At 67.6% G+C, this 24,565-nt stretch carries 20 protein-coding genes and 1 riboswitch; of the genes, 8 read left to right on the forward strand and 12 right to left on the reverse strand.

What is annotated here, in order from left to right:
• Positions 1-24: 24 nt before the first annotated feature.
• Positions 25-132, reverse strand: a riboswitch (TPP riboswitch).
• 117 nt (positions 133-249) lie between these two features.
• Entirely contained in the window at positions 250-1,554 is a 1,305-nt protein-coding gene (locus ACAM58_RS11815; RefSeq protein WP_012747511.1) for an aminotransferase class III-fold pyridoxal phosphate-dependent enzyme, read from the forward strand.
• On the opposite strand, the gene ACAM58_RS11820 is transcribed toward ACAM58_RS11815, so the two are convergent.
• The 12 genes from ACAM58_RS11820 to ACAM58_RS11875 all read right to left on the reverse strand — a co-directional run bounded on the left by ACAM58_RS11820 (position 1,541) and on the right by ACAM58_RS11875 (position 16,775).
• Positions 1,541-2,614, reverse strand: a complete 1,074-nt coding sequence (locus ACAM58_RS11820; RefSeq protein ID WP_049826086.1) for an NAD(P)/FAD-dependent oxidoreductase — start codon at positions 2,612-2,614, stop codon at positions 1,541-1,543. The genes ACAM58_RS11815 and ACAM58_RS11820 overlap by 14 nt on opposite strands.
• Positions 2,572-2,901, reverse strand: a complete 330-nt coding sequence (fdxA, locus tag ACAM58_RS11825) for a ferredoxin FdxA (RefSeq protein WP_012747513.1) — start codon at positions 2,899-2,901, stop codon at positions 2,572-2,574. Before fdxA ends, ACAM58_RS11820 begins: the two co-directional genes overlap by 43 nt.
• 43 nt (positions 2,902-2,944) lie before the next feature.
• Complete coding sequence (locus tag ACAM58_RS11830) at positions 2,945-4,282, reverse strand: sulfate adenylyltransferase subunit 1 (RefSeq protein WP_369664456.1); 1,338 nt, start codon at positions 4,280-4,282, stop codon at positions 2,945-2,947.
• Positions 4,282-5,235: a sulfate adenylyltransferase subunit CysD gene (gene cysD / locus ACAM58_RS11835; RefSeq protein WP_012747515.1), complete on the reverse strand. Its 954-nt coding sequence runs from the start codon at positions 5,233-5,235 to the stop codon at positions 4,282-4,284. Before cysD ends, ACAM58_RS11830 begins: the two co-directional genes overlap by 1 nt.
• Before the next feature lie 43 nt (positions 5,236-5,278).
• Positions 5,279-5,911, reverse strand: a complete 633-nt coding sequence (locus ACAM58_RS11840) for a phosphoadenosine phosphosulfate reductase family protein (protein ID WP_012747516.1) — start codon at positions 5,909-5,911, stop codon at positions 5,279-5,281.
• A gap of 20 nt (positions 5,912-5,931) precedes the next feature.
• The gene (locus tag ACAM58_RS11845) at positions 5,932-6,327 is read right to left on the reverse strand and encodes a DUF934 domain-containing protein (RefSeq protein WP_012747517.1); all 396 of its coding nucleotides are present in this window, start codon (positions 6,325-6,327) and stop codon (positions 5,932-5,934) included.
• Complete coding sequence (locus tag ACAM58_RS11850; protein ID WP_369664457.1) at positions 6,324-8,102, reverse strand: nitrite/sulfite reductase; 1,779 nt, start codon at positions 8,100-8,102, stop codon at positions 6,324-6,326. Before ACAM58_RS11850 ends, ACAM58_RS11845 begins: the two co-directional genes overlap by 4 nt.
• A 336-nt stretch (positions 8,103-8,438) precedes the next feature.
• On the reverse strand, positions 8,439-9,590 hold the full coding sequence (locus ACAM58_RS11855) for an IS481 family transposase (RefSeq protein ID WP_012747519.1): 1,152 nt from the start codon (positions 9,588-9,590) through the stop codon (positions 8,439-8,441).
• A 633-nt stretch (positions 9,591-10,223) separates the two neighbouring features.
• Positions 10,224-13,334, reverse strand: coding sequence for an efflux RND transporter permease subunit (locus tag ACAM58_RS11860; protein ID WP_012747520.1), 3,111 nt, complete (start codon positions 13,332-13,334; stop codon positions 10,224-10,226).
• Positions 13,331-14,563 carry an efflux RND transporter periplasmic adaptor subunit gene (locus tag ACAM58_RS11865; RefSeq protein WP_369664458.1) on the reverse strand — a complete coding sequence of 411 codons (1,233 nt, stop codon included), beginning with the start codon at positions 14,561-14,563 and terminating at the stop codon, positions 13,331-13,333. The genes ACAM58_RS11860 and ACAM58_RS11865 overlap by 4 nt, the downstream gene beginning before the upstream one ends.
• A complete protein-coding gene (locus ACAM58_RS11870; RefSeq protein WP_012747522.1) occupies positions 14,560-16,056 on the reverse strand; it encodes an efflux transporter outer membrane subunit in 1,497 nt (498 codons plus the stop codon). Before ACAM58_RS11870 ends, ACAM58_RS11865 begins: the two co-directional genes overlap by 4 nt.
• Positions 16,053-16,775: a CerR family C-terminal domain-containing protein gene (locus ACAM58_RS11875; RefSeq protein WP_012747523.1), complete on the reverse strand. Its 723-nt coding sequence runs from the start codon at positions 16,773-16,775 to the stop codon at positions 16,053-16,055. The genes ACAM58_RS11870 and ACAM58_RS11875 overlap by 4 nt, the downstream gene beginning before the upstream one ends.
• 170 nt (positions 16,776-16,945) lie before the next feature.
• On the opposite strand from ACAM58_RS11875, the gene ACAM58_RS11880 reads away from it, so the two are divergent.
• The 7 genes from ACAM58_RS11880 (at position 16,946) to ACAM58_RS11910 (ending at position 24,554) form a co-directional block, all read left to right on the forward strand.
• Positions 16,946-18,490: a sigma-54-dependent Fis family transcriptional regulator gene (locus tag ACAM58_RS11880; RefSeq protein WP_012747524.1), complete on the forward strand. Its 1,545-nt coding sequence runs from the start codon at positions 16,946-16,948 to the stop codon at positions 18,488-18,490.
• 46 nt (positions 18,491-18,536) lie between these two features.
• Positions 18,537-18,812 carry a hypothetical protein gene (locus tag ACAM58_RS11885; RefSeq protein WP_041945495.1) on the forward strand — a complete coding sequence of 92 codons (276 nt, stop codon included), beginning with the start codon at positions 18,537-18,539 and terminating at the stop codon, positions 18,810-18,812.
• Between the two features lie 144 nt (positions 18,813-18,956).
• Positions 18,957-20,150 carry a substrate-binding domain-containing protein gene (locus ACAM58_RS11890; protein ID WP_012747525.1) on the forward strand — a complete coding sequence of 398 codons (1,194 nt, stop codon included), beginning with the start codon at positions 18,957-18,959 and terminating at the stop codon, positions 20,148-20,150.
• A 132-nt stretch (positions 20,151-20,282) separates the two neighbouring features.
• The gene (locus ACAM58_RS11895) at positions 20,283-21,740 is read left to right on the forward strand and encodes a PHB depolymerase family esterase (RefSeq protein ID WP_012747526.1); all 1,458 of its coding nucleotides are present in this window, start codon (positions 20,283-20,285) and stop codon (positions 21,738-21,740) included.
• Between the two features lie 40 nt (positions 21,741-21,780).
• On the forward strand, positions 21,781-22,548 hold the full coding sequence (locus ACAM58_RS11900; RefSeq protein ID WP_012747527.1) for an ABC transporter ATP-binding protein: 768 nt from the start codon (positions 21,781-21,783) through the stop codon (positions 22,546-22,548).
• Positions 22,549-22,687: 139 nt separating this feature from the next.
• Positions 22,688-23,416: an ABC transporter ATP-binding protein gene (locus ACAM58_RS11905; RefSeq protein ID WP_012747529.1), complete on the forward strand. Its 729-nt coding sequence runs from the start codon at positions 22,688-22,690 to the stop codon at positions 23,414-23,416.
• A gap of 154 nt (positions 23,417-23,570) precedes the next feature.
• On the forward strand, positions 23,571-24,554 hold the full coding sequence (locus tag ACAM58_RS11910; protein ID WP_012747530.1) for a branched-chain amino acid ABC transporter permease: 984 nt from the start codon (positions 23,571-23,573) through the stop codon (positions 24,552-24,554).
• The last annotated feature ends 11 nt before the right edge of the window (positions 24,555-24,565 follow it).

The raw sequence follows: 24,565 nt of genomic DNA on the forward strand, positions 1-24,565 counted from the left end.
AGCCATCGCGCGAGACAACGCGACAGGCCGCCGGACCAGCTTCCCTGCGCGAGGATTACCTCAGTCAGGTTCAAAGGGACTCTCTCAGTCAGCCCCGGAACGGATCCCGGTTCGACACCCCTAGCGGTGGTGCTCCGCGCCGTGGCGCAAAGCGGAAACTATTGTACGAGCCTGTGCGCCCAGCCTCCAAACCATGGATGATGGTCCGGATATGGCAATCCGCATGCCGCCACTTCGAGGATGTGTTCCATGAGCGATTCCGCAATCGACCAGTCCCTTGCCCAGGCCTTCCAGCGCTTCACCGAGGCCAACCCGGCCAGCCGGCGCCAGTTCGAGGCGCAGGTGCGCTACATGCCCGGTGCCAACAGCCGCTCGGTGCTGTTCTATGCGCCGTTTCCGCTCACCATCGCCAAGGGCGAGGGCGCTGCGCTCTGGGATGCCGACGGCCACCGCTATGCCGACTTCATCGCCGAATACACGGCCGGCGTCTACGGCCACTCGGCACCCGAGATCCGCGATGCCGTCGTCGAGGCAATGCAGGGTGGCATCAACCTCACGGGCCACAACCTGCTCGAAGGAAGGCTCGCCAAGACCATCTGCGAGCGCTTTCCGCAGATCGAGCAATTGCGCTTCACCAACTCGGGCACCGAGGCCAACCTGATGGCGCTCACGGCCGCGCTGCACTTCACGGGGCGGCGGAAGATCGTGGTGTTTTCGGGCGGCTACCACGGCGGCGTGCTCGGGTTCGGCGCCAAGCCGCTGCCGACGACCGTGCCCTTCGACTTCCTGGTGCTGCCCTACAACGATGTGCAGGCTGCGAGCGAACAGATCGAGAAGCACGGGTCGGAGATCGCCGCGATCCTGGTCGAGCCGATGCAGGGTGCGAGCGGCTGCATTCCGGGGCGCCTCGACTTTCTGCAAGCACTTCGCGAGGGTGCGACGAAGGTGGGCGCGCTGCTGGTCTTCGACGAGGTCATGACCTCGCGCCTCGCACCGAACGGCCTCGCCAACAAGCTGGGCATCCGGTCGGACCTGACCACGCTGGGCAAGTACATCGGCGGCGGCATGTCGTTCGGCGCTTTCGGCGGGCGCTCGGACGTGATGGCGCAGTTCGATCCGCGCACCGGGTCGCTCTCCCATTCGGGCACCTTCAACAACAACGTGATGACCATGGCGGCCGGCTATGCGGGCCTCACGAAGCTGTTCACGCCCGAGGCGGCAGGCAGGCTGGCCGAGCGCGGCGAGGCGATGCGTGCGCGGCTCAATGCGCTGTGTGCGAAAGAGGATGTGGCCATGCAGTTCACCGGCGTCGGTTCGCTGATGAACGCACATTTCGTGCGCGGGGAAGTGCGGCGCGTGGACGACCTGGCGGCGGTCGACGGGCGGCTGCGGCAGTTGCTGTTCTTCCACCTGCTGGGCGAGGGCATCTACGCCTCGCCGCGCGGCTTCATCGTGCTGTCTCTGCCGCTGACCGATGCGGACATCGACCGGTTCGCCGCCGCCATCGGCCGCTTCATCGGCGAATACCGCGCGCTGCTGCCTAGCGCGAAGTAGCCACGCCCAGCAGCTCGTGCAGCCGCGTGCTGGTGGTCGTGTACTGCAGCGGAATCGCCTTGCCCGGGAACACGATGGCGGTGGCGCCCCAGGCCGCCAGCGTGGCTTCATGGAAGCCGCAGACGATGAGCTTCTTCTTGCCCGGATAGGTGTTGATGTCACCCACCGCGAACACGCCGCGTTCACGGGTTTCGTACTTCTCGGTGTCGACCGGCACCTGCTTGCGCTCCAGTTCCAGGCCCCAGTCGGCAATGGGGCCGAGGCGCGGGGAGATGCCCAGGCAGGCGATCAGCGCGTCGAGCGGCAGGTCGACGGTGGTTGCGTCGGGCGTGGTGATCTGCAGTTGCCTGCCGTCGAAAGCGGTGGGTTGGCCGACCTTGAACGCGAGCTTGCCGTCGGCCACCAGCGCGCGCATCGACGCGACCAGCGCCTCGTCGGCCTGGAACCCGTCGCGCCGGTGGACCAGCGTGACCTGCTTCGCAATGGCCGTGAGCGCGATGGCGGTTTCCAGCGCCACGTCGTCGCCGCCATTCACCACCACCGCCTGCCTGGCAAAGCGGTCCAGCGAATCGGGGTGGTAGAAAAGCGAGCGGCCTTCGAACTGCGCAATGCCTTCGAGCGCGATGCGCTTGGGCACGAAGGCACCGACACCGGCCGCGATGAACACGGTCTTCGCCAGGAAAGCCGTGCCGGCGGTGGTGGTCAGCAGCAGGCGCTCGTCGGCCTGCCGTTCGAGCGTGGCCACCTGCTCGCCAAAATGGAACTGGGGCTTGAACGGCTCGACCTGCTTGAGCAGCGACTGCGCGAGTTCGCTTCCGTTGGTGACCGGCGTGCCCGGAATGTCGTAGATCGGCTTGCCGCCGTAGAGCGCCACGCACTGGCCGCCCGCGGTGGGCAGTGCATCGACGATATGGCAGGAGATCTCGAGCAGGCCGAGCTGGAAGGCCTGGAACAGCCCGACCGGACCGGCGCCGATGATCAGCGCGTCGGTTTCGACGGGGGCTCGGCCTTGGGGGTTCAACGGACCAGTTCGCCGACCTTGTCGGTCTTGTCTTTCCATTCTTCGGCGTCGGGCAGCGCGGGCTTGCGCTTGGTGATGCTCTTCCAGCCATCGGCCACCGCGAGTTCGGCGTTGAGCTTGATGAACGCGATCTGGTTGGCCGGAAGGTCTTCCTCGGCATAGATCGCGTTGACCGGGCACTCGGGGATGCAGACGGCGCAGTCGATGCATTCGTCCGGGTCGATCACCAGCATGTTGGGGCCTTCGCGGAAGCAATCCACGGGGCATACGTCCACGCAGTCGGTGTATTTGCAACGGATGCAGGCTTCGGAGACGACGTGGGTCATTTGTCTTCTAACGTCAGTGTGAGGTCGGGGAAAACCCCAGATTTTAGGCCTTTGCGGCGGCAGGCTGCACGAGCACGGCGGCAGCGGTCTTGTGGGAGGCCGTATCGACCAGCACCAGCGAGCCCAGGGCGCGCGATTGCGTGAAGGGCAGCACGGCCAGCGGCTGCTGCAGCGAAAGCACCACGTCGCCGATGGAATTGGCTTCCAGCTGCGTTGCGGGCTCGGATTCGAGCGTGGTGATGTTCACCCGGTCGACGATGCGCGCCACCTTGGCCTTGACCCAGCGGTGGCCCTGCAGCGCCCAGTAGACGCGGCCCGCGACCAGCGGCTCGTCGTCGAGCCAGGCCACGGTGGCGGTGATCTCGCGCACCGGCTCGAAGGCGCCGGGCGCCAGCAGCCAGTCGCCGCGCGAGACGTCGACCTCGCGGTCGAGCACGATGCCGGCGCTGTGGCCCGCATGCACCACCTTCGGCTGCCGCGTGTGGCTCAGCACCTGCGCGACCGTGGCGGTCTGGTTGCTCGGTAGCACGGTCACGCGCTGGCCCGGTTCCACATGGCCGGAAGCCACGCGGCCCCAGAACACGCGGCGGCCCTGCGAGGTGTCGGCCGAGGCCGAGAACTTCTCGACCCACTGCACCGGGAAGGCGAAGGGCACGTCCTCGTCCTGCGCGGTGACCGGCAATTCCTCGAGCAGTTCGAGCAGGCTCGGGCCCTCGTAGCCGACCCAGTCGCCATGGCGCGTGGCCACGTTCCAGCCCTTGAGCGCCGAGATCGGCACGATGGCCGCCACCTGCACGCCGGCCGCTTCGGCAAAGGCGTTGAGCGCGGTCGAGATGCGCTCGAAGGCCAGGCCCGCGTCGTCGATGGCGTCGAGCTTGTTGACCGCGAACACGATCGACTGCACGCGCAGAAGGTGGCACAGCAGTGTGTGGCGGCGGGTCTGCGGCAGCAACTCGCGCTTGACCACGGTGCCGTCTTCCACTTCGGCGGCCCAGGCCAGCTTGGTGGCATCGACCAGCACCACGGCGGCATCGGCAGCCGAGGCGGCCGTGACCATGTTGCGGGTGTACTGCTCATGGCCCGGCGCGTCGCCGATGATGAACTTGCGCTTGGCGGTCGAGAAGTAGCGGTAGGCCACGTCGATCGTGATGCCCTGCTCGCGTTCGGCCGAGAGACCGTCGGTCAAAAGGGCCAGGTCGGTTTCGCCGCCGCGCTGCACGCCGGCGAGCTGGTCCTGCAGCACGGTCTTGCTGTCGACCAGCAGGCGGCCGATCAGCGTGCTCTTGCCGTCGTCGACCGAGCCGCAGGTGATGAAGCGCAGGGCGGTGCCGGTGTCGCCGTGGAGGGCGGTGTTGTCAAGGGTTGCCGTTGTCGTGCTCATCAGAAATACCCGTCTTTTTTGCGCTTCTCCATCGAAGCTTCCGAAGTCATGTCGTCCATCCGCGTCGCGCCGCGCTCGCTGACGTCGACGCTCAGCGTCTCGAGGACCACGTCGCCCGCGTCGGCCGCCAGGCTCTCGACCGGGCAGGTGGTCGTGATGTCGCCCACGGTGCGAAAGCGCACGTCGCGCACCTGCACGGTTTCGCCGTCGCGCGGCGGGGTGAGTTCGGTCACGGGCACCAGCAGGCCGCGGCGCTCGACCACTTCGCGCTTGTGCGTGTAGTAGATCGACGGCAGGCCGACGTGCTCGCGCTCGATGTACTGCCACACGTCGAGCTCGGTCCAGTTGGAGATCGGGAACACGCGGAAGTGCTCGCCCGGTGCGAGGCGGGTGTTGAACAGCGTCCACAGCTCGGGGCGCTGGTCCTTGGGCTGCCATTGGCCGAAGGAATCGCGGTGCGAAAAGATGCGCTCCTTGGCGCGCGCCTTTTCCTCGTCGCGGCGCGCGCCGCCGATCAGCGCGTCGAAGCGGAATTCTTCAATGGCCTCGAGCAGCGTGACCGACTGGTGCGCATTGCGCGATTCGCCGGGGTGGGCGAGGCGCACGGTGCCGCGCGCCATCGAATCTTCCACGCTGCGCACGATGAGTTCGGCGCCCAGTTCCTTCGCGCGCTGGTCGCGGTAGGCCGTCACTTCGGGGAAGTTGTGACCCGTGTCGATCATCAGCAGCGGGTACGGAATGCGGCCGGCGCCAAAGGCCTTTTCCGCGCACTTGAGCAGCACCAGCGAATCCTTGCCGCCTGAGAACAGCAGGGTGGGGCGCTCGAAGGCGGCCGCCACTTCGCGCAGGATGAAGACGGTTTCCTCTTCCAGCGCATCGAGATGGGTGTTGGACAGGCGCGCGGGAGAGTGCATGGGCGGCAGCAGCAGTTCGGTTTCGGTACGGGCGTTCATCGGGGTGGGTGCTGGATGCGGAGGATCGGCGAGGCGTGGGCGCTCAGTGCGAGAGGTGCAATCCGCACTCGCGGTTGTCTTCGCCCTTGGTCGGGTCCACGTAGTCGAAGTTGTTGGGCAGGCCATGCGCTTCGCAGTACGTGTACAGGTCCTTGGACGACCAGTGCAGGAGCGGCGCGACCTTGATCAAGCCGTCCGGATTGACGCTGACCGGGTCCATCTGCGCGCGCACGGCCGTGTCGGTGGCCCGAAGCGCGGTGAACCAGACCTGCGGTGCCGTCTCGCGCAGCGCGCGGGCAAAGGGCTCGAGCTTCACTTCCTCGGTAAAGGCGGCATGGCGCGGATCGTCGAGCGCCGGCGTCGGGCCTTCCACGGCTTCGCGATGCGCACGCGAACGGCGCGGCAGGTAGATGTACAGGTCCAGGCCCAGCTGCCTGGTCACCTCGTCGGCAAAGCGGTAGGTGGCCTCGGTGTTGTAGCCGTTGTCCATCCAGACCACAGGAACATCGCGCTTGGCGCGCGTGACCATGTGCAGGATCACCGCCTCGAACGGGCGGAAATTGGTGGTGACGATCGCGCGCTGGCCGAGGCCGATGGCCCAGTCCACCAGGCCCTCGGCGTTGCGGCCGAGTTCGGCGTTGATGCGTGCAAGATCGATGTTCGTGGCGATGCTCATGTCGATGGTTCCGTGCGGGCTCAGGTGCCGGCCGCGAAGTGCGGCGCGGGCTTTATTGCATCGCCCTGATAGAAGGCCGAGAAGCGGTCGAACTGGCGCTGTGCGTCGGTGGCGTCCACGCCTTCCTTGAGCACGGCGCTCGAGAAGCCGGTGCGTTCCATCTGCACCAACTGGTCGATCAGCACGTCACCGGTGGCGCGGATGTCGCCCTTGAAACCGAGCCGGCGGCGCAGCAAAAAGGCCTGGCTGTAGGCGCGGCCATCGGTGAACTTCGGAAAGTTCAGGTCGATGCGCTCGATGTCTTCCAGGCACACCTCGATGGCGAGCGGATCGGCATCGTTGGGCAGCTGCAGCACCTTCGGGTCGCCGTCGTCGATATGTTCCTCGGCGGCAAGGATGTTGAGGCGCCGGTTCATGCCGCTTCCTCCACCTTGAAGCGCGCACCGTTGGCCGCGGCCTTGAACGGGTCGTGGCCGACGCGGCGCAGCGTGTCGATGAAGGTCTCGCCGCCTTCGCGGGTGTCGCGGTAGGTGGTGAGCACGGCCTCGATCACGCCCGGCACTTCGGCCGCCGAGAACGAAGGGCCGACCACCTTGCCGGCCTGCGGCGTGCCGCTGAGGGCCGAGCCGTCGGAGCCGCCAAGGGTGACCTGGTACCACTCCTTGCCGTCCTTGTCGACGCCCAGGATGCCGATGTGGCCGCTGTGGTGGTGCCCGCAGGAGTTGATGCAGCCGCTGATGTGCAGGTCGATCTCGCCCAGGTCGTCGAGTTCGTCGAGGTCTTGATAGCGCTCGGTGATGGCTTCGGCAATGGGAATGGAGCGCGCATTGGCCAGCGCGCAGAAATCGCCGCCGGGGCAGGCGATCATGTCGGTCAGCAGGTGCACGTTGGCGCTGGCAAAGCCGGCCGCGCGGGCAGCGAGCCACAGCGCGTGCAGGTCTTCGGCATGCACCCAGGGCAGCACGATGTTTTGGTCGTGCGTGACGCGGGCCTCGCCGGCCGAGAAGCGGTCGGCCAGTTCGGCGAGCGTGTCGAGCTGGTCGGCCGAGGCGTCGCCGGGCGCCTGCTTCAGGCGCTTGAACGACAGCGTGACGGCACGCAGCGCGGGGTTCTTGTGCGCGGCCACGTTGCGGGCCAGCCAGCGCGCGAACATCACGTCGTCGTCGGCGTGGGCACGCAGCTCGGCGTCGGTCTTCTCGGCGCTTTGCAGCACGCGGGTGGCGAGCGTCGGCGGCACGAAGGAGGCGGCCACACGGTCGTACTCTTCCTGCGTGATGGTGTGCGGCGCGCCGTCGTGCTCGATGATCTGCTTGTACTCGGCCTCGACATCGTCGATGTAGCGCTGGCCTTCGGCCTTCACGAGGATCTTGATGCGCGCCTTGTAGATGTTGTCGCGGCGGCCATAGCGGTTGTAGATCCGGATCACCGCTTCGAGGTAGTTCATGATCTGCTGCCACGGCAGGAACTCGCGCAGCACGGTGCCGATGATCGGCGTGCGGCCCATGCCGCCGCCCACCTGCACACGAAAACCGATCTCGCCCGCTTCGTTCTTCACGAGCTTCAGGCCCACGTCGTGCCAGCCGGTGGCGGCGCGGTCTTCGGCGGCGCCGGTGATCGCGATCTTGAACTTGCGCGGCAGGAACGCGAATTCAGGATGCAGCGTGCTCCACTGGCGCATGATTTCGGCGTAGGGGCGCGGATCGGCGATCTCGTCGACCGCGATGCCGGCGCGCTCGTCGCTCGTGATGTTGCGGATGCAGTTGCCGCTGGTCTGGATGCCGTGCATGTCGACCGAGGCCAGCAGGTCCATCACGTCGGCCGACTTCGACAGCGGAATCCAGTTGTACTGGACGTTCTGGCGCGTCGAGAAGTGGGCGTAGTGCGTGGGCAGCTTGTGGCTGCCGAGCAGGCCCTGCGTCTCGACGGCCTTGCGGTAGACCTCGGCTTCGGGCTCGTCGTACTCGCGGGCGATGCGGGCGAGCACGCGCAGCTGGCGGCTCGAAAGCTCGCCGTAGGGCACGGCCACGCGCAGCATCGGCGCGTAGCGCTGCACATACCAGCCGTTTTGCAGCCGCAGCGGACGGAACTCGTCTTCGTGCAGGCGGCCCTTCTGCCAGCGCTCGAGCTGGTCTCTGAACTGGGCAGCCCGTTGATGGACGAACTGGCGATCGAATTCTGTGTATTGGTACATCGTGCGTGTGATCTTGAAGAAGTGCGGTGCCGCACGTACAACGGGGCGCCCCAGCAAGAAGCGGAGATTCTGAAACCGGGGCTTATGGAAGCAAACTATTTTTTGGTTCGGGCTTTATGCGGATAAGCTTATTCTTCAGTGTTCATGCGGGTTTGCGGGCGGTTGGATGCTTATTCTGGATAAGGGCGATAGGGGTTTTTTTGGGGGGCGACGTGGGTTGATTTTTTTCCGGGGCCGGGTCTCGCCCCGGCGGGCGAGCTACTTTCTTTTGCTTCGCTGTATGGACCGGGGACCTGGGTAACAGGTGTGCGGGGACATAGTAAACACCTTGGACGCTCAGGTTGGAGTGGCGAGGTTGCGCAGGTCCAGCCGCATGAAGCGGTGGTGGCAGAAGAAGGCGTCGAAGCAGCCGTCAACCTTGGGGGCCGGCCGCATCGCCACGGGCAGCCTGTGCAAGGCACTGGACAGGCGCAGCTTGCGACCCTCGAAGTGCACCCAGCCGTTCCAGCCCACCGTGAGCACCTGGTCATCGGGTCCATATTCGATCGGTGCCAGCACGGCAGGCAGGGCCCGAGGGCTCACCTGATAGCGCGCTGCGGGTGTTTGCATGCCCAGCGCCTCGTGCGGGCGCTCGTGGTTGTACACGCTGCGCCAGTGCTCGAAGGCGTCCTGAGCCTGAGCCAGGTCCATGAAGCTGCGTCCGTTGAGCACCTCGGCCTTGAGCGAACGATGGAAGCGCTCCAATTTGCCATTGGTCTGCGGGTGGTAGGGCGCGCTGTGGCTGATGCGAATGCCCAAACGAATGAGCCACACGCTGAGCGCCGACAGCCCGTGCTCAGCCTTGGCGGGACTGCCCCAAGGGGCGCCGTTGTCGGCGTTGATGCGTACGGGCAAGCCGTAGCGCAGGAACACCCGCTGTAGATGATCCTGCACGCGGGCGGTGTTCGTCTGGGAGCACGCAGCGATCGTCAGGTTGAAGCGCGAGTGGTCGTCAATCACCGTCAGCGGATGGCAGCGCCCCGCACCCGTCTCGAAGTGGCCCTTGAAATCGATTTGCCACAGGGCATTGGGCCGCTCGTGCTCGAAACGCTGCCAATGCTCGGCCGCCTGGCTGGCTTCAGGGGTGATCAGTCCGTGGCGATGCAGGATGCCGGTGATGGTGCTGGGTGCGGGCACGCCGCTGAAGCCCAGATCGCTCAGGCGCTGGGCGATCTTGCGGCCACCCCAGCGGGGGTGCTGGCGGCGCAGTTCGATGACAGCTTGCTCGATCGCAGCGCTGCTGCGCGCAGGACTGTGGTGCGGGCGGGTGCTGCGCGGCTTGCACGCATCACCCATGCCTTGGAGTGCATGGCGGCGCAGCAGTGCATAGCCCGTCTTGGGGCTGATGCCAAAGCGCCGGCACAGTTCGCGGCGGTTGGCTCCTTCTTGCAAGGCCAGTTCCAGGAATTCGCGTTTGGTGTCCATCAGGTCTCTCGGTTGCCAGGGCATGGGCCGCTTCCTCGGTCGTCTCGACCTCGAAAGTGTTTCCTATGTCCCCGCACACCTGTTACCCAGGTCCCCGGTCCATACACTTCGCCAAAAGAAAGTAGCCAAAGAAAAGGCGACCCCACTGTCTGCGACCCTCCGCTTCGCTGCGGGCAACCTGCGGTGCTCGCGTTTCGCGGGGTCTCGCCCAAACTCGCTTCGCTCAAACAAGGGCGAGCCCTGATCCGCGAAACGCTGCGCTCCTCGGCGCATACAGAGGGGAGGGCGAACCACACGGGCCTTTGCTTCGCTCGGCCACCAAGCCACTGCGGCGCGCAGCGCCGCGGTGGTTGGTATTGAGTTGGGCTCTTGGTATTGGGCCGAGCGAAGCGAAGGCCGCCCGCTCCCACCCCTTCTGTATGCGCCGAGGAGCGCAGATGGAGGCGGGATCAGGGCCGCAGCTGTTTGAGCGAAGCGAGTTCTGCGGACCCCCGCCGGAATCGAGCACCGCAGGTTGCCCGTAGCGAAGCGGAGGGACGCAGACAGTAGGGTCGCCTTTCTTTTGCCTACGTTTCTTTGGCGAAGCAAAGAAAAGTAGGTCGCCCGCCGGGGCGAGACCCGGCCCCGGAAAACAACCCCCAAGCAAAACTCAAAGAATCAACCAGCCGTCCGCTCCACCAGATCATCATCAATATGCGGATCAGCCGGCAGCCCCCGCAGCTTGCGCACCGTCCGCCGCATCCAGTGCTCGATGTCGTCCACATAAGTGAACACCGCCGGCACCACCAGCAGGCTCAGCACCGTGGAAGTGATCAACCCGCCGATCACCGCCATCGCCATCGGCGAGCGGAAGCTTGAATCCGCGGTGCCAAGGCCCACCGCAATCGGCAGCATGCCGGCGCCCATGGCCAGCGTGGTCATGATGATGGGCCGCGCGCGCTTGTGGCAGGCGTCGCGCAGCGCGTCCCAGCGGCTCATGCCGTGGTCGCGGCGCGCCACGATGGCGTATTCCACCAGCAGGATCGAGTTCTTGGTGGCAATGCCCATCAGCATGATCAGGCCGATCAGCGACGGCATCGACAGCGCCTTCTGCCCGATCAGGAGGCCCACGAAGGCGCCGCCGAGCGCCAGCGGCAGTGCGCAGAGGATCGTCACCGGATGCAGGAAGTCCTTGAACAGCAGCACCAGCACGATGTAGATGCACAGCACGCCTGTCAGCATCGCAAGGCCGAAGCTGTTGAACAGCTCGGTCATCACCTCGGCGTCGCCCACTTCGGTCACGCGCACGCCGGGCGGCAGCTTCTGGATCGAGGGCAGCGCCGTAACCGCGGTCTTGGCATCGCCCAGGCCCACGCCCGACAGCTCGATCTCGAAGTTGACGTTGCGCGAGCGGTCGTAGCGGTCGATGACGGCGGGGCCGCCTTCCATCGTGAGCGAGGCCACCTGGCTCAGCATGACCGGGCCGCGCGCGCCGGGCACCGAGAGGCGGCCGAGCAGGTCGAGGTTCTGCCGCGCCGAGTCCTCCAGCTTCACCACGATGGGCACCTGCCGCTGCGCGAGGTTGAGCTTGGCCAGCGCCTGGTCGTAGTCGCCCAGCGTGGCCACGCGCAGCGTCTCGGCGATGGCCGAGCTGGTCACGCCCAGGTCGGCGGCGCGCGCGAAGTCGGGGCGCACGGCGATCTCGGGGCGGATCAGGCTTGCGGTGGAAGTGATGTTGCCGAGGCCGGGCACCGTGCGCAGGTCTTTCTCGACTGCGCTGGCGGCGCTGGCCAGCGCGGCGGGGTCTTCACCCGTGAGCGCGAGGATGTATTTTTCGCCCGAGCCGCCCAGGCCCACGGTGCTGCGCACGCCGGGCAGCGTTTCGAGCGCGGCGCGGATCTGGTTCTCGATCACCTGCTTGCGCGGCCGGTCGCCGCGCTCGTCGAGCTTGATGGTGAGCGTGGCCTTGCGCGTCTCGGGCGTGCCGAAGTTGGCGAACGGATCGCCGCCCGCGCTGCCGCCGGCCACGGTGGTGTAGACGCTGCGCACATGGTCGATCTTCATCACGCGGTGGCGCGTTTCCTCCGCGGCCGCGGTGGTCTGCGCAAGCGTGGAGCCGGGCGCGAGCGACAGGTAGATCTGCGTCTGCGAGTTGTCGTCGGGCGGAATGAAGCCGGTCTTCAGCAGCGGAATCATCGCCAGCGAACCGAAGAAGAACAGGGTGGCGAGCACCATCGTCTTGAAGCGGTGGTGCGTGCTCCATTCCACGGCGCGCATGTAGGCCGTGAGCCAGCGCGGCTCCTTTTCGGCGCCCACCACGGGCTTGAGGATGTAGGCCGCCATCATCGGTGTGAGCACCCGCGCCACCACCAGCGAAGCGAACACCGCCAGCGAGGCCGTCCAGCCGAACTGCTTGAAGAACTTGCCGGCCACGCCGCTCATGAAGGCGGTGGGCAGGAACACCGCGATCAGCGTGAAGGTGGTGGCGATCACCGCCAGCCCGATCTCGTCGGCCGCCTCCATGGCCGCCTCGTAGGGCGACTTGCCCATGCGCAGGTGGCGCACGATGTTCTCCACTTCCACGATGGCATCGTCCACCAATATGCCGACCACCAGCGAGAGCGCGAGCAGCGAGATCACGTTGACCGAAAAGCCCAGCAGGTGCATGCCGATGAAGGCCGGTATCACGGACATGGGCAGCGCCACGGCCGAGACGAAAGTGGCGCGCCAGTCGCGCAGGAACAGCCACACCACGATCACGGCCAGGATCGCACCCTCGTACAGCAGGTGCAGCGAGCCTTCGTACTCTTCTTCCACCGGCTCGACGAAATTGAATGCCTCGGTCAGCTCGATGTCGGGGCGCTGCGCGCGCAGCTCGGCCAGCGCCTTCTGGATCGCGCGGCCCACCTCGACCTCGCTCGCGCCGCGGCTGCGCGCCACCTCGAAGCCGACCACCGGCTTGCCGTTGAGCAGCGCCGCGGCGCGCGGCTCGGCGATGGTGTCGCTGATGCGCGCCACCTGGTCGAGCCGGATGCGGCGGCCGTCGGAAAGCGCGATCTGCATGTCGGCCAGCTGGTCGGCCGACTGCACGGTGGCCAGGGTGCGCACCGGCTGCTCGCTGCCGCCCAGGTCGATGCGGCCGCCCGCGCTTTCGGTCTGCACCTGGCGCAGCTGGCGCGAGATGTCGGCCGCCGACGCGCCCAGCGCCTGCAGCTTGGCCGGATCGAGGTCGACGTGCACCTGGCGCGTGACGCCGCCCACGCGGTTCACTGCGCCCACGCCGGGCAGCGCGAGCAGCTTCTTGGTGATGTCGTTGTCCACGAACCAGCTCAGCGCCTCGGCGTCCATGCGCGACGAGGCGATGGTGAAGGCCAGCACCGGCTGCGCCGCGAAGTCGAGCTTGGTGACCACCGGGTCGCGCACGTCGGCCGGCAGGTCGGCGCGCACGCGTTGCACTGCGGAGCGCACGTCGTCCACGGCTTCCTGCACCGGCTTCTCGAGGCGGAACTCGACGATCAGCGTGGCGGCGCCGTCCTGCACCTTGGTGGTGATGTGCTTGAGGCCCTGCACCGTGGCAATGGAGTTCTCGAGCTTGCGCGCGACGTCGGTCTCCAGCTGCGAAGGCGCGGCGCCGGGCAGCGAGGCCGAGACCGTCACGGTCGGCAGGTCGATGTCCGGAAAGTTCTGCACCTTCATGGCGTTGAAGGACAGCAGCCCGCCGAAGGAGAGCAGCACGAACAGCATCACCGCCGGAATCGGGTTGCGGATGGACCAGGCGGAGACGTTCATGGGCGTGCCCTCGTTTCGCCGTTGCCCTGGCCACCCGCGGCAGCCGAGGCCGGCGCTGCGGCGGGCCGGGCGCCTGCGGCTGCCGGCGCCGGCGGCGCCACCACGCGTACCAGGTCGCCGTCGTTCAAAAAGCCTGCGCCCTGCACCACGATCTGCGCGCCCTCGGGCAGCGCGCTGGTGATCTCCACGCGCTCGCCGACGCGGCGGCCGGTCTGCACCTTCAACTGCACCACGCGGTTGTCGGGCTGCAGCACGAAGACGTTGTTGAAGCCGTCGCGCGGAACGATGGAGCTCTGCGGCACGGTGGGTGCGGAGCTGCGCCCCAGTTCGAATTCGCCGCGCGCGAACATGCCGGCCTTGATGCCGGTGTTCTGCTGCACGTTCGGCAGGTCGACATAGACCAGCGCCGCGCGGGTCTGCGGATCGACCGTGGGCGCGATGCTGCGCACCTTGCCGCGCACCTGCGCGCCGCTCGCGCTCACCACGAAGGCGGTGGTGCCCACGGCAATGCGGCTGAGCTCGGCCGAGGTGACTTCGGCGCGCCATTCGAGCCGGCCCTGGCGGATCAGGCGGAACAGCTCGGTGCCGGCGGCCACCACGCTGCCGACCGTGGCGGTGCGAGAGGAGATCACGCCGTCGTCGGGCGCCAGCACCTGCGTGTTGCGGCCGCGCACTTCCTGCGCCGCGAGCACGGCTTCGGCGGCCTCGACGCGCGCCTTGGCGGTCTGCTCGGCCGTCTGGTACTGGTTGATCTGCTGCTGGCTCAGTGCGCCGGTGGCCTGCAGCGTGCGGGCGCGCGCCGCGTTGCCCGCGGCATCGGCCGCGGTGGCCCTGGCCTCGGCGAGCGAGGCGCGCGATTGCGCAATGTCCGCGCGCACCGTCTCGGGCGAGAACACGGCCAGCAGCTGGCCCTTCTTGACCACGTCGCCCACGTTCACGCGCACCTCGGCAAGCCGGAGGCCGCTGGACTCGGAGCCCACGCTGGCCTCCTGCCAGGCCGCCACGTTGCCGTTGGCCGCGAGCGTGAGGGTCAGCTCGGTGGCTTCGGGTTTGGCCACGGTCACGGTCAGCGTCGGCCGGGAGGCGGGCGTGGCGGCCTTGCCCTTGGCGGCGGCGGCCGGCGTGCCGGCTTCGTTCGAGGGCTTGCGGGTCAGCCACACGGCCGCGGCGATGATGACGACCAGCGCCAGCAGCGCGATGGCAAGGGTGGAGCGTTTGATTCTTTTCATGGCGACGTCGCGACCTTGGCGGCCGGGTTGGAAGTCATTGAGGGCGATTCGGGGCGGGTCCAGCCGCCGCCCATGGAGCGGTACAGCGCCACCCAGGCTTCGGTGCGCTCGCGCTGCAGCGAGACGCGCGCGGTCTGCGCGGCAAAGAGCGTACGGCGTGAATCCTCGAGCTCGAACAGGCTGGCCAGGCCGCTTTGGTAGCGCGCCTGGGTGGCGTCGAACGAGGCCTGGTAGTTCTTCACCGCCGCATCGGCATCGGCTGCGCGCGCATCGGTGGCCTCGAGGTTGACCAGCGCTTCCTCCACCTCGCGCACCGCCTGCCGCACGTTCGCGCGGTAGAGCGACACGGCCTCGGTGTAGCGCGCCTTGGCCGCGTCGCTGTTGGCCGCACGGGCACCGCCGTCGAGCAGCGGCACGGTGAGCGACACCGGTCCGATCGTCCAGGTGTCGAGCGACTCGCGGAAGCCGCTGGTGCGGATCTGCATGCGGCCGATCGAACCCGAGATGCTGAGCCTGGGATAGCGCTCGGCCTCGGCGGAGCCCACGTCGGCGCTGGCCGACGCCACGCCGAGTTCGGCTGCGTACACGTCGGGCCGCTGCGAGATCGCCTCGGCCGGCACGCTGGCGATGCTGCCAACCGCGGGCAGCGTGCGCTGCGCGGGCGAGGCGGCGAGCTTGCGTTCAAGCGTGGGTTCGTCGATGCCGCTGAGCGCCACCAGCGCCTTGCGCTGCACCGCGCACACCGCGCGCTGCTGGGTCAGGCGGCCCGAGGCGTCCGAGGCGCTGGCGCGTGCGAGCGCGGCATCGGCCGGCGCGGTGAAACCGGCGCGCGCCGACAGGTCGGTGAGGCGTGCGGTTTCGCCGCGCGACTTGGCGTCGGACTCGGACACGCGCAGCTGCTGCTGGCAGGCACGTTCGGCGAAGTACGCGTTGGCCGTTTCGGCCGCGACGGCCACGCGGGCCTCGTGCCACTTGGCGGTGGCGCTGCTCAGCTTCTGCTCGGCCGAATCGCGGTCGGCACGCAGGCGGCCGAACAGGTCGATTTCCCATTTGGACTGCAGGCCGGCCTGTAGCGTGGTCAGCGGCGCGATGGCAGCCGTGCTGCTGCTGGACGAGGAAGCCGCGCCCCCCGAGCCGAAGGAGGAGCCCGAGACGCCGCGGCTGGCTGATGCCGTAGCGTCCAGGTTGGGCAGCAGCGCCGCGCCGGCCTGCACGCGCGTCGAACGCGCCTCGGCCACGCGCGCCGCGGCGCTGGCGAGATTGGGGCTTGCGGCCTCGGCCGCGGCAATCAGCTCGACCAGCAGCGGATCGTCCAGCTGGCGCCACCAGTCGGCCAACGATGCCAGCGAACCGCCGTGCGGCAGCGGTGCATGCCATTGGGCCGGGAAGGGCGCCTCGACCGCGGCCGGCGGACGCGTCAGGCCGCAGCCCGCAAGGCCGAGACCCAGGCCCAGCGCCAGGCCAAGGGCGGCAATCGATCGGAGTCGTCTCATGTCTTCTTTCTCCCGGAACGGGCGGGCGCGGCCGCGGGCTTGGCGGCGGTTTGGCGGCGCAGGGCTTCGGCCTCGACCAGTGCAACGGCATAGCCCGTGAGGCGCTGCGCCCAGGTGTCCACGCTGCGCGGCGTGTTCAGCAGGGAGGGGCGTATCGCCTCGACGAGGTCCTGGCTCACGAAAAGCTGCATCGCCAGGCCCGTGATGGCAAAGCTCAGGCGGTGCACGTCGTCGTCGGGCCGCGCGAGGCCCAGGCGCCGGCACAGGATGCGCGCAATGGCATTGTGCGGACCCTTGATGTCGCGCTCCATCTCCTCGGCCCACTGGCTGGTCGGCTCGAGCATTTCGCGCAGGTGCAGCTGGATGCACTGGCGCACGATCTCTCCCTGCTTGAGCGGCTCGATCATGCGCGTGAAGAAGATCTGCAGCGCCTCTTCCAGCGGCAGCTCGGGCGCGGCATAGAGCGAGATGAAATCGCCCGCATTGCCGCCCATCGGCTCGCCGAAGGTGGCGGCATACAGCCCGGCCTTGTCGCCGAAGTAGTAGCTGATGGCCGAGATGTTCACGCCCGCGGCGCGCGCGATCTCGCGGGTCGAGGTCTTGGCGAAGCCATTGGCGGCGAACAGCGCGAGGGCGGCGTAGAGCAGGCGCTGGCGTGCTTCGACGCCGTCGCTGCGCGGTGCGCGGGCGGAAAGTGCTTGCAGGGCGGAGGCGCTCATGCCGGCGATTAGACCATGCAGCAAATCAAACGTTTGATTTACTTATGGCGGGATGAGGGCTTTCTTCGCATGGGCGGCGAATGTGCTTTTGACGCATTTCCGCCGGCCGCATCGATGCCGCCGCAAGCGGCCCCGGCGAGCGGCCGAATGAGGCGCGCTACGATCCGCCCATGTCCGCCGTTCCGCCCGCCGCCGCATCGCCCGCCCTGCCTCTGGATGCCGAAGGCATCCTTGCGCTGGCCGCGCGCTCGATGTTCCATCTGTTCTCGAGCATCAGCCAGGGCATGTTCCTGGTGGACCGCAGCGGGCGCATCGTGTGGGTCAACGAAGGCTATCGCCGCTTCCTGCCGGCGCTGGGCTTTTCCTCGATCGACCAGTTCCTCGGACACATGGTCGAGGACGTCATTCCCAACACGCAGATGCGGCGCGTGCTCGAGACCGGCGAGCCGATCCTGGTCGACCTGCTCGACAACAAGGCGGGCACCTTCGTGGTCAGCCGCATCCCGCTGCGCGCCGAAAGCGACGGGCGCGCGGGGCGGGCGGGAGAAGTCATCGGCGCCATCGGCATCGTGCTGTTCGACCAGCCCGAGACCACGCTGCAGCCGCTCATCAGCAAGTTCGCGCTGCTGCAGCGCGACCTCGACGACGCGCGGCGCGAGCTCGCCACCCAGCGCAACAACCCGCTCTACCAGCACGCCGCCGACGGGCAGCGCCGCTCCAAGTACACCTTTGCCAGCTTCATCGGCAGCAGCCCGGCCGCGGTGGAGGTCAAGCGCCATGCGCGGCGCGCCGCGCAGTCCGCGAGCCCGGTGCTGCTGCTGGGCGAAACGGGCACCGGCAAGGAACTGCTCGCACATGCCATCCATGCGGCCTCGGCGCGGGCCAAGGGGCAGTTCGTCAGCGTCAACATCGCGGCCGTGCCGGACACCTTGCTGGAGGCCGAGTTCTTCGGCTTCGCGCCGGGTGCCTTCACCGGCGCCGACAGGCGAGGGCGCGAGGGCAAGTTCAAGCTGGCCGACGGCGGCAGCCTGTTCCTCGACGAGATCGGCGACATGCCGCTCGGCCTGCAGGCCAAGCTGCTGCGCGCATTGCAGGAGGGCGAGATCGAGCCGCTCGGCTCCAACAAGCTGGTGCCCTTCGATGCGCGCGTGATCGCCGCCACCTCGCGCGACCTGCCCGAGCTGGTGCGCCGCGGCCAGTTCCGCGAAGACCTGTACTACCGCCTCAACGTGCTGCCCTTGCGCGTGCCGCCGCTGCGCGAGCGGCGCAGCGACATTCCGGCGCTGGTCGAAGCGCTGGGCGAAGACATGGCGCTGCGCAGCGGCGAAGCGCCGCCCGAGCTCACGCCCGATGCGCTCGCGCTGCTGGCCGGCCAGCACTGGCGCGGCAACATCCGCGAGCTGCGCAACGTGCTGGAGCAGGTCACGATGCGCAGCGACTCGCAGCGCATCGACGCCGCGCAGCTCGAGCGCATCCTGCGCGAAGCCGGGCTGGAGCAGATCGAATTGCCCGCCACGCTGCAGAGCGCGCACGACGCCGACGAAGAGGCGCTGCTGCTGCGGCCGCTCGCGCAGCAGGTGGCCGAGCTGGAGCGCAAGGCGATTGCCGCGGCGCTCACGGCCACCGGCGGCAACAAGCTGGCCACGTCGAGGCTGCTCGGCATTTCGCGCGCCACGCTCTACGAGCGCATGACGAACCAGGAGCGGCCGGCGTGAAGCCGCCGAGCCTCGCGCGCCGCATCGGCCCGGAGCGAGCGAACCCGTGAGCGTGCGTGCCCTGCGTTCCACCTTCGGCCCCAACTGCCATTGGTGCGGCCTGGCCATGGACTTCGACGAGCCGCACGGCAGGCCCGAGTCCGCGACCATCGAGCACCTGGTCGATTCGACGCTCGGCGGCGTGCGATCGCAGAAGCACCGCCGGCTCGCGCATGCCGCCTGCAACCATGCGCGCAACGAGTTCCGCATGCAGGCCGAACGCCAGTTCCAGAGCTGGATCGCGGCGCGCCAGGCCTCCGAGAAAACCCTGACCGATAAATAGACAGTTGATTGAAATTCATACACTCCAAGTGTTCTGAATTCAGTCGAAAGGCGCATCTTCCCAATGAAGAAGCGTTTGGTATCAAGGGGTTAGCAGATGGCACGAAGTGTGCAATATTCAGTCACCTATTTCAGGAGACACAGAATGAACCGTCGCCACCTCGTCGCCCTGGCTGCACTCGCCGCCGGCGCCGCCGCAGCCCCCGCCTGGGCCCAGTCCAACGAAATCCGCATCGCCCACATCTACAGCAAGACCGGTCCGCTCGAGGCCTACGGCAAGCAGACCCAGACCGGCCTGATGATGGGCCTGGACTACGCCACCGGCGGCACGATGATGGTCAACGGCAAGAAGCTCGTGGTCATCGAGAAGGACGACCAGGGCAAGCCCGACCTGGGCAAGTCGCTGCTCGCCGCCGCGTACTCCGACGACAAGGCCGCGCTGGCCGTGGGCCCCACGGCTTCGGGCGTGGCGCTGGCCATGCTGCCGGTGGCCGAGGAATACAAGAAGATCCTGGTCGTGGAGCCCGCGGTGGCCGACTCGATCACCGGCGACAAGTGGAACAAGTACATCTTCCGCACCGGACGCAATTCGAGCCAGGACGCGATCAGCAACGCGGTGGCCGCCGACGCGAGCGACATCTCCATGGTCATGCTGGCGCAGGACTGGGCCTTTGGCCGCGATGGCGTGAAGGCATTCAAGGACGCGCTGAAGAAGACCAAGATCGTCCACGAGGAATATCTGCCGCCAGCCACAACCGACTTCACCGCGGGCATTCAGCGCATGGTCGATGCGCTGAAGGACAAGCCCGGCCGCAAGGTGATCGCCGTGGTGTGGGCGGGCGCCACCACCCCTTTCAACGCGCTGGCCGATGCCGAGCTGAAGAAGCGCTACAACATCGACGTGGCCACGGGCGGCAATATTCTGCCCGCCATGACTGCGTACAAGCGTTTCCCGGGCATGGAAGGCGCTACGTACTACTACTTCGGCATCCCGAAGAACCCCGTCAACGAGGCGCTGGTGGCCGCGCACTACAAGCAGTTCAAGGCACCGCCGGACTTCTTCACGGCCGGCGGCTTCTCGGCCGCAATGGCGGTGGTCACAGCGCTCAAGAAGACGGGCGGCGACACCGGCACCAACAAGCTCATCGGCGCCATGGAAGGCATGAGCTTCGACACGCCCAAGGGCAAGATGACCTTCCGCAAGGAAGACCACCAGGCGATGCAGTCGATGTACCACTTCAAGATCAAGGCCGACCCGGCCTTCGCCTGGGGCGTGCCGGAGCTCGTGCGCGAGATCAAGCCTGAAGAGATGGACATTCCCATCAAGAACAAGAGGTAGGGCTCGCCCTTTCAATTCGTGCGAATTCGCCCCGGCATGGCCGCCGGGCGAAGCGCCAGCCTGCGCGCCCAGCGGCCGATTCGTCAGCAATCCAGCAAGCGTTCGATAGACCTGCAACAGAAGGAGACAGCGATGGCAGCGATGCGATGGAAAAACTGGAAGGGATGGGCCGCGGCTGCGGCGATCACGATGGCGGCAGGGCAGGCCGCGACGGCGGCGGTGCCATTGCCGTCGCTCGGCGCCAACCCGGCGGAGGTGAGCGTGTCCGGCCTGTCGGCGGGCGGCTTCATGGCCGTGCAATTGCACGTGGCCTATTCGGCCACCTTCAAGCGCGGTGCCGGCGTGGTGGCCGGCGGGCCGTACTACTGCGCAGAGGGCTCGGTGCTCAACGCCACCGGCCGCTGCATGGCGCACGGCAGCAGCATTCCGGTGTCGACACTGGTCAGCACCACCAACAGCTGGGCCGCCAGTGGCGCGATCGACCCGGTGTCGAACATGGCGAGCTCGAAGGTGTACCTGTTCTCGGGCACTTCGGACAACACCGTCAAGACCGCGGTGATGGACGACCTCAAGACCTACTACCAGAGCTTCGTGCCCGCGGCCAACACGGTCTACAGGAACAACATCGGCGCCGGCCACGCGATGGTCACCGACGACTACGGCGGCGCCTGCGGCACCACCGCCGCGCCCTACATCAACAACTGCGGCTTCGACCTGGCGGGCGAGATCCTCACGCAGCTCTACGGTCCGCTGAACCCGCGCAACAACGGCACGCTGGGCGGCAGCTTCACCGAGTTCAACCAGTCGGAATTCATCACCGGCCACGGCGTGGCGGCCACCGGCTGGATCTACGTGCCGCAGGCCTGCACCACCGCGTCATGCCGCGTGCACCTGGTGCTGCATGGCTGCAAGCAGAACTACACCGACGTGGGCGACCAGTACGTGAAGAAGACCGGCTACAACCGCTGGGCCGACACCAACAACATCGTGCTGATCTACCCGCAGACCAGCACCGGCGCCACCAACAGCTGCTGGGACTGGTGGGGCTACGACAACGCGAACTACGCAAAGAAGTCGGGCCCGCAGATGGCGGCGCTCAAGGCCATGGTCGACCGCGTGACCGGCTCCGGCGGCGGCTCGTCGCTGCCCGCGCCCACCGGCGTGGGCACCTCGGGCGCGACCAGCAGCAGCATGGTGATCGGCTGGGCCGGCGTCACGGGTGCGAGCGGCTACAACGTCTACCGCGGCGGCAGCAAGGTCAACGCGGCGCCGGTGGCCGGCACCAACTACACCGACACCGGCCTGGCCCCGTCCACCACCTACAGCTGGACCGTGGCGGCGCTGGACGCCGGCAATGCGCAAGGCGCGATGTCGGCCGCGGCCACGGGCACCACGCTCGCTGGCAGCGGTGGCGGCGGAACCTGCTACACCGCCAGCAACTACGCGCACACCGTGGCGGGCCGCGCCTACGCGCTGTGGGGCCTTACCTATGCCTATGGCTCGGGCCAGTCGATGGGCCTGTGGAACGTCTACGTGACCACCACGCTCAAGCAGACCGGGCCCAACTACTACGTGATCGGCACCTGCTGAGGCCGATCCGCACTACCTTTCTTATTTGCCATGACCCACGATGCTTGAGACCAAAGACCTGACCATCCGCTTCGGCGGGCACGTGGCCGTCAACGGCGTGAGCTGCGCCTTCGCGCCGGGCACGCTGACGGCCATCGTCGGCCCCAACGGCGCGGGCAAGACCACCTACTTCAACCTGATCTCGGGCCAGCTCAAGGCGAGCGCGGGCACGGTGTCGCTCGACGGGCAGCTGCTGTCGGGCCTGTCGCCGTCAGCGCGCACGCACGCGGGGCTGGGGCGGGCCTTCCAGCTCACCAACCTGTTCCCGAACCTCACGGTGCTGGAGAACGTGCGCCTCGCGGTGCAGGCCACGCGGGAGGGCGCGCACCGGCGCGGCCTCAACCTCTGGAGCATCTGGAGCGACCACAAGGCACTGACCGAGCGCGCCGACCAGATCCTCGCGGACGTGGCGCTGAAGTCGCGCGAGCACGCGACGGTGGCGAGCCTGCCGCACGGCGACCAGCGCAAGCTCGAGGTGGCGCTGCTGATGGCGCTCGAACCCAAGGTCTTCATGTTCGACGAGCCCACGGCCGGCATGAACGCGGCCGAGGCGCCGGTCATCCTGGACCTGATCCGCAGGCTCAAGCAGGACAAGACCAAGACCATTCTCCTGGTCGAACACAAGATGGACGTGGTGCGCGAACTCGCGGACCGCATCATCGTGCTGCACAACGGCACGCTGGTGGCGGATGGCGAACCGGCGGAGGTGATTGCCTCGCCGGTGGTGCAGGAAGCCTACCTGGGCATTGCGAAGGAGGCTGCGGCATGAAGACAGCCCTGACGAATTTCTCCCTCCCCTCCCGGGGGAGGGCAGGGGTGGGGGCTCGCGGCCCTGACACCGCCGCCGCCTTCCAAGCGCCGCTCGCCCCCATCCCAACCTTCCCCCGGAAGGGGAAGGAGCAAGACCGATGAGCACTCAGAACCTGCTGACCCTCGAAGGCGTGCACACGCACATCGGGGCGTACCACATCCTCCACGGCGTCGACCTGGCGGTGCCGCGCGGCCAGCTCACCATGCTGCTGGGCCGCAACGGCGCGGGCAAGACGACCACGCTTCGGACCATCATGGGCCTGTGGCATGCGTCAGAGGGCCGGGTGCGCTTTGGCGACAAGGACATCGCTGCGATGCACACGCCGCAGATCGCCGAACTCGGCATTGCCTACGTGCCCGAGAACATGGGCATCTTCTCCGACCTCACGGTGAAGGAGAACATGCTGCTGGCCGCGCGCGGGGCCAAGAACGCGGCGCAGATCGACGACACGCGCCTCAAGTGGATCTTCAAGCTCTTTCCCGCGGTGGAGAAGTTCTGGAACCATCCGGCCGGCAAGCTCTCGGGCGGGCAGAAGCAGATGCTCGCGGTGTCGCGCGCGATCGTCGAGCCGCGCGAGCTGCTGCTGATCGACGAGCCCAGCAAGGGCCTGGCGCCCGTGATGATCAACAACATGATCGACGCCTTCGCCGAGCTCAAGGCCAGCGGCGTGACGATCCTGCTGGTGGAGCAGAACATCAACTTCGCCCAGCGCCTGGGCGACAACGTCGCGGTGATGGACAACGGCCGCGTGGTGCACAGCGGCTCGATGGCGGCGTTTTCCGCGGACGCGCAATTGCAGCAATCTTTATTGGGTCTCGCGCTATGACGTATTCGATGTCTTGTCCCCTCTCCCGCTTGCGGGAGAGGGCCAGGGTGAGGGCAGGCGGCCTGCGCAAAGGCCATGCCCTCACATCGGTGCTGCTGGCCCTCACCCCAACCCTCTCCCGGAGGGAGAGGGAGCAAGAAAGGAAAGCGCAGAAATGAAAGCACTCGACTTCGACTGGAAGCCGCTGCTTCTCGCCCCGATCCTCGCGCTGGCCGCGCTGCCGCTCACGGGCTCGTTCTCGACCTGGCTCACGCTCACGGTCGCGGGGCTGGCGATGGGCATGATCATCTTCATCATCGCCTCGGGCCTCACGCTGGTGTTCGGGCTGATGGACGTGCTCAACTTCGGCCACGGCGTGTTCATTGCGCTCGGCGCCTTCGTGGCCAGCAGCGTGCTCGGCCTGATGGGCGACTGGACCGGTTCGGGCGAGCTGTGGCGCAACCTCGTTGCCGTGTTCCCCGCGATGCTGGTCGCCATGGTGGTGGCCAGCGCGGTCGGCCTTGCGTTCGAGCGCTTCATCGTGCGGCCGGTGTACGGCCAGCACCTGAAGCAGATCCTCATCACCATGGGCGGCATGATCATCGGCGAGGAGCTCATCAAGGTGATCTGGGGCCCGGCGCAAATCCCGCTGCCGCTGCCCGAGGCGCTGCGCGGCTCGCTGTTCGTGGCGGACGCGGCCATCAGCAAGTACCGGCTGCTCGCGGTGGCGGTGGGCGTGGTGGTGTTCGGGCTGCTCGCATGGACGCTCGCGCGCACCAAGATCGGCCTCCTGATCCGCGCCGGCGTGCAGGACCGCGAGATGGTCGAGTCGCTGGGCTACCGCATCGGCCGGCTGTTCGTCGGCGTATTCGTGGTGGGCAGTGCGCTGGCGGGCCTGGGCGGCGTGATGTGGGGGCTGTTCCAGCAGAACCTGGTGCCGCAGATGGGCGCGCAGGTCAACGTGCTGATCTTCATCGTGATCATCATCGGCGGGCTCGGCTCGACGGGCGGCGCGCTCATTGGCGCGCTGCTGGTGGGGCTCATGACCAACTACATCGGCTTCCTGCTGCCCACGCTCACGCAGTTCGCGAGCATCCTGCTGATGGTGGCGGTGCTGCTGTGGCGCCCGCAGGGCGTGTACCCGGTGGCGAATCGTTGAGAAAGAAGAAG

This window comes from Variovorax sp. V116 (assembly GCF_041154435.1).
Taxonomy (GTDB): domain Bacteria; phylum Pseudomonadota; class Gammaproteobacteria; order Burkholderiales; family Burkholderiaceae_C; genus Variovorax; species Variovorax paradoxus.